This is a genomic window from Brevundimonas sp. 374 (assembly GCF_900102995.1).
In the GTDB taxonomy this organism is placed as follows: domain Bacteria; phylum Pseudomonadota; class Alphaproteobacteria; order Caulobacterales; family Caulobacteraceae; genus Brevundimonas; species Brevundimonas vesicularis_C.
On sequence record NZ_FNKT01000001.1, the window covers coordinates 825,764 to 838,934 of the forward strand.

14 protein-coding genes are annotated in these 13,171 nt (G+C 66.7%); 3 read left to right on the forward strand and 11 right to left on the reverse strand.

Going from position 1 to position 13,171, the window contains the following annotated elements:
• Positions 1–24: 24 nt before the first annotated feature.
• Positions 25–1,872 (reverse strand): phosphoenolpyruvate carboxykinase (GTP), encoded by a 1,848-nt coding sequence (locus tag BLR19_RS04085; RefSeq protein WP_176758265.1) that lies wholly within the window; start codon positions 1,870–1,872, stop codon positions 25–27.
• Between the two features lie 284 nt (positions 1,873–2,156).
• On the opposite strand from BLR19_RS04085, the gene BLR19_RS04090 reads away from it, so the two are divergent.
• Positions 2,157–2,705, forward strand: coding sequence for a DUF938 domain-containing protein (locus tag BLR19_RS04090; RefSeq protein WP_369818829.1), 549 nt, complete (start codon positions 2,157–2,159; stop codon positions 2,703–2,705).
• On the opposite strand, the gene BLR19_RS04095 is transcribed toward BLR19_RS04090, so the two are convergent.
• Positions 2,706–3,197, reverse strand: coding sequence for a hypothetical protein (locus BLR19_RS04095; RefSeq protein WP_255366424.1), 492 nt, complete (start codon positions 3,195–3,197; stop codon positions 2,706–2,708).
• Between the two features lie 279 nt (positions 3,198–3,476).
• Here BLR19_RS04095 and BLR19_RS04100 point away from each other — a divergent pair, with 279 nt between their 5' ends.
• Complete coding sequence (locus BLR19_RS04100) at positions 3,477–4,256, forward strand: pseudouridine synthase (RefSeq protein WP_091747494.1); 780 nt, start codon at positions 3,477–3,479, stop codon at positions 4,254–4,256.
• On the opposite strand, the gene BLR19_RS04105 is transcribed toward BLR19_RS04100, so the two are convergent.
• The 8 genes from BLR19_RS04105 to BLR19_RS04140 all read right to left on the reverse strand — a co-directional run bounded on the left by BLR19_RS04105 (position 4,253) and on the right by BLR19_RS04140 (position 11,107).
• On the reverse strand, positions 4,253–5,005 hold the full coding sequence (locus tag BLR19_RS04105) for an ATP12 family chaperone protein (protein ID WP_091747497.1): 753 nt from the start codon (positions 5,003–5,005) through the stop codon (positions 4,253–4,255). The two genes, BLR19_RS04100 and BLR19_RS04105, sit on opposite strands and share 4 nt — an antisense overlap.
• 17 nt (positions 5,006–5,022) lie before the next feature.
• Complete coding sequence (locus BLR19_RS04110; RefSeq protein ID WP_091747499.1) at positions 5,023–6,507, reverse strand: putative 2OG-Fe(II) oxygenase; 1,485 nt, start codon at positions 6,505–6,507, stop codon at positions 5,023–5,025.
• Positions 6,504–7,529 carry an RluA family pseudouridine synthase gene (locus BLR19_RS04115; RefSeq protein ID WP_091747502.1) on the reverse strand — a complete coding sequence of 342 codons (1,026 nt, stop codon included), beginning with the start codon at positions 7,527–7,529 and terminating at the stop codon, positions 6,504–6,506. The genes BLR19_RS04110 and BLR19_RS04115 overlap by 4 nt, the downstream gene beginning before the upstream one ends.
• Positions 7,526–7,921, reverse strand: coding sequence for a fluoride efflux transporter CrcB (gene crcB, locus BLR19_RS04120; RefSeq protein ID WP_039247210.1), 396 nt, complete (start codon positions 7,919–7,921; stop codon positions 7,526–7,528). The genes BLR19_RS04115 and crcB overlap by 4 nt, the downstream gene beginning before the upstream one ends.
• A gap of 40 nt (positions 7,922–7,961) precedes the next feature.
• The gene (locus tag BLR19_RS04125; RefSeq protein ID WP_039247208.1) at positions 7,962–8,450 is read right to left on the reverse strand and encodes a CC0125/CC1285 family lipoprotein; all 489 of its coding nucleotides are present in this window, start codon (positions 8,448–8,450) and stop codon (positions 7,962–7,964) included.
• Positions 8,451–8,514: 64 nt separating this feature from the next.
• Positions 8,515–9,237, reverse strand: coding sequence for an RluA family pseudouridine synthase (locus BLR19_RS04130; protein ID WP_091747505.1), 723 nt, complete (start codon positions 9,235–9,237; stop codon positions 8,515–8,517).
• A gap of 39 nt (positions 9,238–9,276) precedes the next feature.
• On the reverse strand, positions 9,277–9,720 hold the full coding sequence (locus tag BLR19_RS04135; RefSeq protein ID WP_091747508.1) for a hypothetical protein: 444 nt from the start codon (positions 9,718–9,720) through the stop codon (positions 9,277–9,279).
• A 70-nt stretch (positions 9,721–9,790) separates the two neighbouring features.
• Complete coding sequence (locus BLR19_RS04140) at positions 9,791–11,107, reverse strand: replication-associated recombination protein A (RefSeq protein WP_091747511.1); 1,317 nt, start codon at positions 11,105–11,107, stop codon at positions 9,791–9,793.
• Between the two features lie 74 nt (positions 11,108–11,181).
• Here BLR19_RS04140 and BLR19_RS04145 point away from each other — a divergent pair, with 74 nt between their 5' ends.
• Positions 11,182–11,604: a VOC family protein gene (locus tag BLR19_RS04145; RefSeq protein WP_091749088.1), complete on the forward strand. Its 423-nt coding sequence runs from the start codon at positions 11,182–11,184 to the stop codon at positions 11,602–11,604.
• 4 nt (positions 11,605–11,608) lie between these two features.
• Here BLR19_RS04145 and BLR19_RS04150 read toward each other — a convergent pair whose 3' ends face one another.
• On the reverse strand, positions 11,609–13,012 hold the full coding sequence (locus BLR19_RS04150; RefSeq protein ID WP_091749091.1) for a Do family serine endopeptidase: 1,404 nt from the start codon (positions 13,010–13,012) through the stop codon (positions 11,609–11,611).
• Positions 13,013–13,171 lie beyond the last annotated feature (159 nt).

The window sequence follows — 13,171 nt, forward strand, 5'->3', positions numbered from 1 at the left end:
CCCCTATTGCAAGATGGCTTTCGCCTATTCCGCGGCCATTGAGGCCGCGCCGGCGCCGTCCAGACGCGCGACCAGGGCCGCGTGCTGGTCCCACAGGGCGGTCGGCAGTCGATCGCCGAACTGGCGATAGAAGTCGGGGATCAGCGCCGCCTCTTCGGCCCAGACGCCTGCATCGACGTCCAACAGGGTCGACAGTTGCGTCGGCGTCAGGTCCAGGCCTGACAGGTCCAAAGCCGCGACGGACGGCACGCGACCAACCGCCGTATCGACCGCCTCGGCCTCGCCGTCGATCCGTTCGCTGATCCATTTCAAAACACGAACGTTGTCGCCGAAGCCGGGCCAGACGAAGCGGCCGTCTTGATCCTTTCTGAACCAGTTGACGAAGAAGATGCGCGGCAGTTTCGACGCGTCTCGCCCCTGGCCCATCTTCAGCCAGTGGGCGAAATAGTCGCCCATGTTGTAGCCGCAGAACGGCAGCATGGCGAAGGGATCGCGGCGCAGTTCGCCGACCTTGTTCTCGGCCGCCGCCGTGCCTTCGGACGCGACGGTCGAGCCCATGAAGACGCCATGCTCCCAATCGAAGGCTTCGGTCACCAGCGGCACGGCGCTGGCGCGGCGGCCGCCGAACAGGATCGCGTCGATCGGCACGCCCCTGGGATCTTCCCACTCCGGCGCGATGGCCGGGCATTGGCTGGCGGGCGCCGCGAAACGGGCGTTGGGGTGCGCGGCGGGTTCGCCGGACGTGAGATCGTGCGGACGGCCCTTCCAGTCGGTCAGACCTTCGGGCGTCTCCTTGGTCAGACCCTCCCACCAGACATCGCCATCGTTGGTCAGGGCGGTGTTGGTGAAGATGGTGTTGGAGGCCAGGGTCTCCAGCGCATTGTGATTGGTGTTGCGGCTGGTGCCCGGCGCGACGCCGAAGAAGCCGGCCTCGGGATTGACCGCATAGAGCCGCCCGTCGTCGCCGAACCGCATCCAGGCGATGTCGTCGCCGATGGTCTCGGCCTTCCAGCCCGGCAGGCTGGGCTGCAGCATGGCCAGGTTGGTCTTGCCGCACGCGCTAGGGAAGGCGGCGGCGACGTATTTCGCCCGGCCCTTGGGATCCGTCAGCTTCAGGATCAGCATGTGCTCGGCCAGCCATCCCTCATCGCGAGCCATGATCGAGGCGATGCGCAGGGCGTAGCATTTCTTGCCCAACAGGGCGTTGCCGCCATAGCCCGAGCCATAGGACCAGATCTCCCGAGTCTCGGGGAAATGAACGATCCATTTGTCGTCATTGCACGGCCAGGCCACGTCCGCCTGACCATCGGCCAGCGGCGCGCCCAGCGTATGGACAGCCGGTACGAAGACGCCCGTGTCGCCCAACTGATCCAGCGCCGGTTTGCCCATGCGGGTCATCACCCCCATCGACAGGGCGACATAGCCGCTGTCGGTGATCTCGACGCCCAGGGCGCTGATCTTGGATCCCAGCGGGCCCATGCAGAACGGGACGACGTACATCGTCCGCCCGGCCATGCAGCCGTCGAATAGACCGTCCAGACGTACGCGCATCTCGATCGGATCGGCCCAGTTGTTGGTCGGGCCGGCGTCAGCCTCGTCGTCCGAGCAGATGAAGGTGCGGCTCTCCACGCGCGCGACGTCGCGTGGATCGGAGGCGGCGTAGTAGCAGCCCGGCCGCTTGGTCTGATCCAGCGCCCTCAGCGTGCCCTTGGCCAGAAGGTCGGCGGTAATGACCTCTTTCTCGGCCTCTGAGCCGTCGCACCAGTGGACCTTGGCGGGTTTGGTCAGGGCGGCGATCTGCTCGACCCAGGCGATCAGCCCGGCATGGGCGGTGGGCGCCGGGCGCAAGCCGGGCGTCGAAGAATTGGACAAGGACGTCTCCTGAGCAAAAAGAGCCCGGCGATCTGACGCCGCCATGACCCGACAACAAAACGATCACGCACTGTTACAGGCGGAATGCGCCGTCTGTTCCGCCGCGTCAAACCGCGCACGAAAGCGCCGATGTCCACCGGTGTCTCGGGCAAAAGATCGCGGGTGCGATCGCGGCGTCAGACGGGTAGAAGGGCTTTGTGCAAACACTGGATCCGCTCACTGTCCTGCCTGACGGCGCGCTCACTTCGCCCGCCGCGCGTCGAAACGCCGATGCGATTCTTCGCGTGCTCCGCGCCCATCTGTCGGCGCGTGGATCGGTGCTCGAGATCGCGTCCGGATCGGGCGAACACGCCGCCGCCTTCGCCGCCGCCCTGCCGGATCTGGACTGGACGCCCAGCGACCCCAGCGATCAAGCCCGCGAAAGCATCGCCGCCTGGAGCCGCCAGCTCGATCTGTCGAACCTGAAACCGCCGTTGGCGCTCGACGCCGGCGACCCCACGACATGGCCAGCAGACACGTTTGACACTCTGTATTGTGCGAACATGACACACATCAGCCCCTGGTCGGCGACCGAGGGGCTAATGGATCTGGCCGGTCGGGTTTTGCGACGGCCCGGCGGCCTGCTGGCGCTTTATGGCCCCTACCGCGAGGCCGAGGTTCCGCTGGCAGAGTCGAACGCGGTCTTCGAGGCCAGTCTGAAGGCGCGAAACGTGCAATGGGGTTTGCGTGATCGCGAAGCGGTTGAGACCCTAGCCCGCTCGCATGGCCTTGCGGCCACGCTGCGGGTTCAGATGCCTGCGAACAACCTCATCCTGCTGTTCCGCGCTGTCTGATCAGACGATCGCACCGACCAGCTTGGACAGTTCGGCCCGCTCGTTCAGGAGGGTCACTCCCCCGTCCTTGAACACCGCGCCCTCGGCCTGGGCCGATAAGCCAAAGCTGTCGGCCGCCAGCGCAACGCCGTCCGCGAAGGCGATGACCGTCAGACCGTTGGCACGCGCCAGTTCGATCAGCGACCGCACGGCCGCCAACGACGCCTCATCCGTCGAACCGCCCGGAACGACCAAACCCTTCAGGCGGCCTTCGACGATGTCCTTGGCTGTAGCGGTGGCCAGCACGGTCACGCCGCCGGCGATCAGGCTGGCGTCGCCCGTCGACATCGGCGCAAGACCCACGCCTTCGGCCCGCAACGCGCCCTCCACGTCGCCCAACTCGCCAAACGCCATGTCACGCCGCATCACCAGCCCCATGCGCAGGCGGGTGGGAACAGGACGGTTGTAACCGGTGCGACGGGGGCCTGCGGAAGATTTGTTTTGAGCGAACAAGACGTCTCCTTGAGATGTTTCAATACTGATCCAGATCCGACAAGCGACGCTGTCGGACCACCCACGCCGATGACCAGAAAAAAGACAATCGACGGGTCCGACGCGTGTCGTCCCGCACTCTGGATCATTTGTGGAATGCCGTCAGATATAGTGATGATCCCGTCCGGATCAACCTGCCAGTTCGAACAGACTGGCCGTGCTGATCCTGAAAACGGCGACCCGCTTGCTCGCAATCCCGCCCGGCTCTAGACAGCCGCATCGACTGGACGACAGAATCGCATGGCCTTCACCCGCACCTATGACGGCGACGAACCCGTTCGCGTGAACAAGTGGCTGGGCCAGACCGGCGTCTGTTCGCGGCGCGAGGCCGACACCCTGATCGCCAACGGCCTGGTCTCCATCGACGGCGAGACCATCAGCGATGCGGGCCGCAAGATTCAGCCGGGCGAGACCCTGACGCTGAACGACACCGCCCAGGCGGCCTTGGCGACGGGCATGACGCTGGTGCTGCACAAGCCGGTCGGTTACGTCTCGGGCCAGCCTGATCCGGGCAAAATCCCGGCCGTGCGACTGCTGAAGACGCCCAATCGTATCGGCGAAGGCGAGACGCCTGCGCGGGATGCCTCCCTGCCCCCCATCGGTCGGCTGGACGAGGATTCACGCGGCCTGCTGCTGCTGTCGTCGGACGGCGTCGTCGCCAAGGCGGTGATCGGCCCGGCGTCCGAGCTGGACAAGGAATATCTGGTCGTTGTCGAAGGCCAGATCACCGAAGGCAAGCTCAGCAAGCTGCGCCACGGCCTGTCGCTGAACGACAAGCCCCTGAAGCCCGCCCGCGTCACCCAGATCGAACCGCAACGCCTTCGCTTCGTCCTGACCGAGGGCAAGTATCGCCAGATCCGCCGCATGTGCGAACTGGTCGGGCTGGAGGTCGTGGATCTTTATCGCATCCGCATCGGCCCGCTGGAACTGGGCGACCTGCCCGAGGGTCGCTGGCGTCACCTGACCGATCAGGAACGCGCGATGCTGATCGCGGCCTCGACGACGCCGCCCGCGCTCTAATCGAGCGCCCTGAACCACCGATCCAGCAGTTGGGCTTCCTCACGGCGCGCCTCGGTGCGTTCGGCGGCCTCGGCGTCCACGCCCCACTGCTCTTCCTGAAACAGCTCATCGATCCGCGACAGGTCGAACGCCGCCCCGCCATCCAACACCCCCTGCTCCACCGCCAAGGCCAACACGGCCGACCCCAGCAGAGGCACGGCCGTCGCCAGTCCGGTCAGGCGGAAGTCGTCCAGCGACAGGGCGTGCGCCTTGACCCGCGCGATGGCGTCAGGCGACTGCGGCCGATGCACGATGCCTTCAACCGGCTCCAGCACCACACCCATCTCGCGCGCGGCCCAATCGCGCCAAGGCCCCCACTCCCGCGCCTGCCGTTCGACCAGCGACGTCGGATGATCAGCTAGATAGCAGACCACGTCCGATCCGGCATAGGCGGCAATCTCGTCCGCAACAGGCTCGCGCGCCTGCCCGATCCGGTCGATCGCGGTCGAGGCCAAGCGCGTCGCCGGCATGGTCGACGGATCCAGAAACTGCCCCTGCGCCGCCCATTCGTCAGCAACCAACTGCGCCGCAGCCTGCGTCGGCAAGACCAGCGCCGCCTTGTCCGGCGTCTTCGGCGTGCGTCCGTCCAGCAGCACGGCCCAGCCCCCGTCCGCATGCGGCCCGACGCCCGCATCAGTCCAGAAGCGGGAGATGCGATCCGGCGACTGTTCAACGAAACGCGGGCGATGCGGGGTGGGTTGATCGGTCATCAGAAGGTCCGTTGAAATCAGGCCGGCACGACGTCAAACGCCAGCGTTAGACGCGACGCCTCGCCACCGAACGGCTGGGTGCCATGCCACATGTAGGAAGGAAACAGCACCAACGTGCCGGGTTGGGGCTGCACATAGTGTTCGGCCGCCAAGCTCGGCAGGCCGGGCGGCGCGCCGAACCGCAACCAACCCTCGCGGCCCTCCCCCTGCACCGCCGGCGGCAGTTCGATATGGCAGGCCGAGGACAGCCAGCCGTTCGAGTGAATGTGGTCGGCGTGAAATCCGTTCGGCCTCAACCGCACCGACCAACTGCCCTGGATGCGATAGTCGCCCGTATTGCGCGCTCTCAGCGGATCGTCGCCCTGGCCCAACGCGGCCACATAGTCGTGGATCGGCTTGTCGATAGCCTGGAAGAAGGCGCGAATGGCCGGATCTTCGCTCTGAGCCAAGGACGCGCTGGTCTGCGATCCCCCGCGCAGCGACTGACCCACCGGATGGGTCTTTAGCGTATGCAGATCGTGCAGCGCCTTCGCCAGATCGACCAGATAGGCCTCCAATGACGCCCACCCGTCAGGCGCCTGCAGCCGATACGGCCGCACGAAGGCGTCGTAGTCGTAAAGCCGGCCGTACCGCACATCGCCGAGCATCCGCCAGGCCGTCGCCTGAAAGGCCAGCACATGCTGGTTCAGCGGCTCGCGGCCCCGCAACGTCTCGATCGTGACCAGCGCCGCCTCGGCCTCGCCCAGCGCCAGCAGACATTCGGCTTGGGTCACCATGATCGCCGGAACCTCGCCGCTTGCCAGCGCCGCCGCCCGGTTCGCATGGTCCAGCGCCCTGAGGGGATCCCACGTCAGACACGCCTGCGCCGCCGCCAGTTCCCCGGGCCCATCCAGCGGTCCGGCGACCATGGTGCGATAGGCCCACTCGCCCTCCCCTGCATATTCCAGCAGCTTCGCTTTGATCTGGCGCAGCAAAGGCGTCGCTGGCGATACGGCTATGGCGGCATCCAGCGGCGCGCAGGCGGTTTCCAGATCGGCATCTCGCATCCAGATCAACTGGCTCAGATCACGCAGCGCATCGCCGTAGCCGGGCCGCCGCAGCAGCGCCTGACGGTAGGCGTCCTCGGCCTCGTCGAACCGACTCTGCGCCTGCAAAGCCCGCGCCAGCACCAGCGAGGTTTCCGGCGCATCGCCGCCGATGGACATGGCGGCGCGACACGCGACCTCCGCCTCGGCCGCCCGCCCGAGATCGCCGAGGGTGGACGCCAGATTATGCCACGCCGGAATGCTGTGCGGCCGAACCTCGACGAGTCGCTGCGACAGCTCAGCACTCTCGTCCAGACGCCCCACACGCTTCATCAGATCGGCCTGGACCGACAGCGCCTGCCACGGCGCATCGGCCTGCTGCGCCATCGGCGCCAGCATTTCCAAGGCCGCGTTCAGCTGGCCGGCGGCGGCCAGAGCCTTGGCCCCTTCGACCCTCGCCTGAACCTCAGCAGTCACCGGATTCGCTTCACGCCTAGGAAGGGGTCGTCCTCAGCCTCGTCTTCCGAAAAGCCGAAGTGGGCGAAGCCGGCTTTCATCTCGGGGCTCAAGGGGGCTGTGACCCTGAGAACGCCGCCGCGCGGGTGATCCAGTTCGATGCTGCGAGCGTGCAGCTGAAGCTTCAGCGGCCCCGACAGTTCACGCGATTTCTCGTCGCCGTATTTCGGATCGCCCAGGATCGGATGGCCGATCCCCGCCATATGAGCGCGCAGTTGGTGCGTCCGTCCGGTGAAGGGGCGCAGGGCCATCCATGACGCCCGGTGCGAGGCGCGGCTGATGGTCGAGAAGGCCGTTTCGGCCGGTTCGGCGCGTGGGTCCTTGCGCTCGGCCGGTCGCATCATCTCGAAGTCGTTGATGCCCGTCTTCTTCAGCGGCATGTCGATCTGGCCCGAATAGGGTTTCGGATTGCCGATGACGATGGCCCAATAGGTCTTCTTGGCTTGTCTACGCGCAAAGGCGCCCGCCAGACGCTTGGCCGCCTCCGGCCCCTTGCCCAGCAGCAGGACGCCCGAGGTGTCGCGGTCCAGCCGGTGAACCAGACGCGGCCGCTCCAGCCCTTCGCCCCAGGCCGACAGCAGACGGTCCACGTGACGGCTCGTCTTGGTCCCGCCCTGCACCGCCAGGCCATGCGGCTTGTTCAAGGCGATGACCATGTCGTCTTCGTACAGCACCAGCGACTTGGCGAAGGCGATGTCCCTTTCGGACAAGGTGTGGGCGTCCCCCGCTTGGCGAGAGGTGTCATCGGGGATCGGCGGCACGCGCACGGCGGCGCCGGCGGTCAGTCGGCCTTCGGGCTTGATGCGGGCGCCGTCCACGCGGATCTGACCGCTGCGGGCCATTTTTTGCACCTGGATGTTGGACAGGTGCGGCCAGCGCCGGCGGAACCAGCGGTCCAGCCGGATGCCGTCCTCGTCCTCGGCGACATAGATCGTCAGGACTTCGCGTTTGGGCGCATCTGCTGCGGGCGGCTGATCGGTCAAGCGGGAACTCCAAAGGCGCGGCGGGCGACCATCAGGCCGACGAACAGGGCCGCGATCGCCAGAACCACCGAGCCAATCACATAGGCCGCGGCCAGGCCGATCTGGCGGCGCTCGATCATCTGCACCGCTTCAAGCGAATAGGACGAAAAAGTCGTGAACCCGCCCAACACGCCGACGGCGGCGAACAGGCGCACCATCTCCTGCTGCGCCCCGCCCCGGAACGCCAGCCAGCCGACGAGCAAACCCATCAGCAGACCCCCGGCGACATTGGCGGCGAAGGTGCCCACGGGCCAACCGGCATTGGGTGCGAGCCGCCCGGCAGCGAGGCCAAGGCCATAGCGCGCCATGGAGCCGATGGCGCCACCTGCCGCAACGAGAAGAAAACGTGTCATCGTGCGGCGATATATACGCCGCCCGCGCCGAAAGCGATGGTCAGCGCGGGATGGAGCTCTGGACCGCGCGCGCGTCATAGGCGTTCGGACGATCCGGCTTCTGGCCGCGTCCCAAAACGACTTCCAGCGTCGTCGAGGTCGGCTGCGGTCCGCTGAAGTTCAGACCGACGCCCACGCCGACGCCCGAGGCTGAATAGCCGCCATACCGGCTGCTGCCGCCGCCGATGGAGACGCTTGGGCTGACCCCGCCCGCGCCACCCGGCCGACCATCGGTCCAGCTCTGCGTTACCTCAAACCAGTCGTAGCCTTGTTCGGTGGTCAGGTCGGCGGCTCGCACCAACGCCCAATCAGCGACACGGCCCGCGGCGCCGACGCCGTTGTAGGTGACACGATAGCGGTTGGATTCGATCCGCTGCTCGGAATACCCCTGCCCGTTCGGACCCATCTGGGCACCATAGGGCGCCAAGCTGGCGCAGGCGGTCAGGGCCAGGGCGGAAAGACCGGTCAAGGCGAGGGCGAGACGCTTCATCAGAGGTATCCTTTCAACGACATAGCGCCAAAACGCGCACGTCGTTCCCTGAGGCGCCCGCGCCCTAAAGACCCAGCGCCGTCCTCAGCTTCGCGAAATCCTCGGGCGGCGGCGCCTCGACCGTCGTCGTCCCACCCTCGGGATGCGGAAAGGTCAGTTTGGCGGCATGCAGCATCAGACGCGGCGCCGGCCCGACCGGTGTGGTCAAGGCGCCCCCGTATCGCACGTCCCCGATCAACGGCCGGCCGATATGGGCCATATGCACCCTCAACTGATGCATCCGCCCGGTCAGCGGCTCCATCTCGACAACGGCCCCTTCCGGTCCCGCGGCCAAGGTCCGATAGCGGCTCTGCGACCCTTGCGCGCCCGGCGCGTCAAAGGCCACGACCCGCATATAGCTCTCACGCCCGATCTCCTCGCGGCGCAACGGCGCGTCGATGGTCGCCGCCTTGGGCTCGGGCGCGGCCGACAGCAGGGCCAGATACTGTTTCCTGAACCGGCGCATCTGCAACGCCTTGCCCAGGAAACTCGCCGCCGGCTTGGTCTTGGCCGCCAGAATCACGCCGGAGGTGTCGCGATCCAGCCGATGGACCAGCTCCGGCCGCTTGCCGTTTGACCGCGCGAACGCCCACAGCAGGTCGTCCAGCGTATGCGCCTTTATCCGTCCGCCCTGACTGGACAGGCCCGGCGGCTTGGAAAAGGCAATGACGTGCGCATCCTCGTGGATCACCCACGACCGGACGGCGGCGATATCATCGGCTGAAAGATCGACAGGAACACGGGTCACGGCGCGTCCATACGCGACGGCGCGCCCTGCGTCAGCCCATCAGCGCAGCACGCCGCGTTTGCGCATATTGAACGCATAGCCAAACAGCAGAACCGCAATCAGCAGGATGACGATCGGCATCCAACTCATGGCCGCCAGTTCGGTCGGCGCCGGCGGCGGGGGATCGATCAGTTTGCCATAGAGCAGACTGACCAGCGCGCCCAGCAGCGACAGGCCGAAGGCCGGAACCCCCCAGCGCAGGCGCAAAAGCAGCATCACCGAACCGATCACCGCACCCCAGACCCCCAGCGTCCACGGCAGATACATCCAGCGGGGCATGGCCTCGTAATAGGCGACCATGGCATCGTCGAAACCAGCCACCCGCATGTAGGCCTCACCCCGCGTCGTGGTTTGGATGAAGTCGAACGCGCCGAATCCATTCCACAACAACGACAACACGCCCACCAGCCACAGATGCCAGGGCGTTTTCACCGTCTCGATCATCGTCCCCTCCAAGGATGTCAGGCCGGAACGCTAACTGCGTTGTCGACTGGCGACAATGAACGGCGTTCAGTCAGTCGCCGGACGCGTCCGCCGCCAGCCGTGCTCGCATTTCGGCCCAGCGCCCCAAACGCGCCTTGACCTTCTCTTCGTGGCCCTCGCCCTTCGGCTTGTAGAAGGTGCGACGGTCCATCTCGTCGGGGAAGAAGTTCGCGCCGGAGAAGCCCTCGGGCGTGTCGGGGTCGTACTGGTAGCCCTTGCCGTAGCCCAGCGACTTCATCAGCTTGGTCGGGGCGTTGCGGATATGGGCGGGGGGCATCAACGAACCCGTCTCATAGGCCGCCTTCTTGGCCGCTTTGAACGCCTCATAGACCCCAACCGACTTGGGCGCCGTGGCCAAGTGGACCACCGCCTGAGCCAAGGCCAACTCGCCCTCGGGACTGCCCAGGAAGTCGTAGGTGTCCTTAGCTGCGTTGGCGACCAGGATCGACAGCGGATCGGCCTCGCCGATGTCCTCGACCGCCATCCGCACGATCCGCCGCGCCAGATACAGCGGATCCTCCCCCCCGTTCAGCATGCGCGCCAGCCAATAGAGCGCTGCGTCGGGGTCGGATCCCCGAACCGATTTATGCAGGGCCGATATGAGGTTGTAGTGTTCTTCTCGGCTCTTGTCGTAGGCCGGCGCTCGGCGTTGCAGCACGCCCGCCAGCCCCTGCACGTCCAGCTTTTCGCCTTCAGGCAGGTCGAACAGCACCTCCGACATGGTCAGCAGATACCGCCCGTCGCCGTCGGCCAGGGCCAGCATCGCCTGCCGGGCCTCCGGCGTCAGTGGCAGGGTCCGGTCCATGTGCGCCTCGGCCCGGCTCAGCAGCTGATCCAATGCCGCGTCGTCCAGCCGCTTCAGCACATAGACCTGACTGCGCGACAGCAAGGCGCCGTTCAACTCGAAGCTGGGGTTCTCCGTCGTGGCCCCGACCAGGGTCACCACGCCTGCCTCGACGAACGGCAAAAAGCCGTCCTGCTGGGCGCGGTTGAAGCGGTGGATCTCATCGACGAACAGCAGCGTGCTCTGTCCCGCTGCACGCCGCATCCGCGCCGCCTCGAACGCCTTCTTCAGATCGGCGACGCCCGAAAACACCGCGCTGATCGCCTGATACTCATAGCCCGCGGCCTGGGCCAGCAGGCGCGCGATCGTGGTCTTGCCCGTCCCCGGCGGTCCCCACAGGATCATCGACCCCAACCGCCCCGCCTCGATCATGCGCCGGATCGGCCCGCCTGGCCCCAGCAGATGATCCTGCCCCACCACCTCGTCCAGCGTGCGCGGACGCAGACGGTCGGCCAGAGGGGCGTCGGGGGGCAGAATGCCGGAGGCTTCGAACAGGTCGCTCATGGGTGCGACCTATGTAGGCGTTCGCCAAAGGCTTTTCACGCGTTAGTATGGCGAACCGCCACAGAGACCGCACCATGACCGACGCCAATCCGAACCAGGGTCCGACTTCTGGCGTGACGCCGCATCTGACAATCCCGTCGCGCGGGGCCTCTGCGGCGATCGATTTCTACATTATCGCCTTCGGGGCCGAGGTGTTGGACCGTCGACTGGCCGATGACGGCGAGCGGCTGATGCACGCCCACCTGAGAATCAACGGCGCCAGCGTCATGTTGAATGACGAGTTTCCGGAATACGGCGGCTCGCAGGATGTCCGCCCTGCCGGCGTGACCCTGCATCTTCAGGTCTCCGATCCCGACGCCTGGTGGACGCGCGCCATGACCGTCGGCGGCGCGGAACCCGTGCTGGACATGGCCGATCAGTTCTGGGGCGACCGCTACGGCGTCCTGCGCGACCCCTTCGGCCACACCTGGTCGATCGGCGGGCCGACGAAGACCTGAAGACCTATCTCAGCACGCCACGGATCTGACGGCCGCCACGGTTGACGACGACCTCCCACGGGCCGCGACCGGAACTGGCGGCCTCGACATCGCGGGCCGAGCCGATGGCGCGGCCGTTGATGCTGACGATCAGGTCGTTCTGGCGGAAGCCCGCGCGCGCCGCATAGCCACGGCCGGACACGCCGGTCACGATGACGCCCGTCGCGAACGGATCGCCGCCCAGTCGGTCCGCCAGAGCAGGGCTGAGCGCGACGACCTCGGCGCCGGCGAAGGGACCGGACTGGATCGTCACCCCCTGCTTCGGATCGGCGTCGCCCGGCAGGGTCTGCACTCGCGCCGTCAAGGTCTGAGCCCGACCGTCGCGCAGGATGGACACCTGCACTTGATCGTTCGGATTGCGCGAACCGACGCGGTAGTTCAGTCCGTTCTGGTCGTTGATCTCCTGACCATCGACGGCGGTGATGACGTCGCCCTGACGCACGCCGGCGCGCGCGGCCGGGCCGTTGGCGTAGACGTCAGTGACGACGAGCCCCTGCGGCCGGCTCAGGCCCAGGCTGCCGGCGATGTCGCCAGTCACAGTGTCGCCCTTCACGCCCAGCCACGGACGCACCACTTGTTTGGCTCCGCCCAAGGCCGAATCCACCACCCGCTTGACCATCGCCGCGGGCACGGCGAACCCGACCCCGGCCGAGGAGCCCGAGCGCGAGAAGATGGCGGTGTTGATGCCGATCAGGTCGCCGTCCATGTCCACCAGCGCCCCGCCCGAGTTGCCGGGGTTGATGGCCGCATCGGTCTGGATGAAGGAGCCGCTGTCGGAAATGCCGGTCTCGGTCCGGTTCAGGGCCGAGATGATGCCGTTCGTCACCGTCTGGCCCACGCCGAACGGATTGCCGATGGCCAGGACCAGATCGCCGACCTGCTGCTCTTCCTGATCGTCGATGGCCAGCACCGGCAGCCGATCGCTGACGTTTTCCAGCCTCAGCACGGCGATATCGCTGCGCTCGTCGGCCAGGATGACGGTGGCGGGAAACTCTCGCCGGTCGTTCAGCACGACCTTGATCTGCTGGGCGCCGTCGATGACGTGGTTATTGGTCACCACGATCCCGTCCGAGCGGACGATGACGCCGGAGCCCACAGACTCGGCCACCCGCGCCTGGGGAATGCCGCCGCCGAAGAACTGGAAGAAGGGATCGGCCTGCACCCGCTGCACGCTACGCGCCGAGATGTTGACCACGGCCGGCGCGGCGGATCGCACCACCGGCGCGAAACTGGACTTCATTCCCGCCGCATCGGCCGGGGCGGTGCGTGTCGGCTGGGCGAACTCGCCCTCCTGCGCCTTGGAATTCGAGGGATTGCCGCACGCCGACAGGGCGAAGGCGGCGGCGAGCACGATCGATCGGGTCTTCATGGGCATCCGAGACTGGCAAGCGTAGAATGACGCCATTCCGCACCCGGTTTCGGGCCGGATCAAGGCGTGTGACTGTCATCAACGGACAAGCTTTACTGCCGTTCCGTCCGGCCGCCTGCCCGCCATATTTGCCCTTCGCGCGCAGGATCGCTACATCCG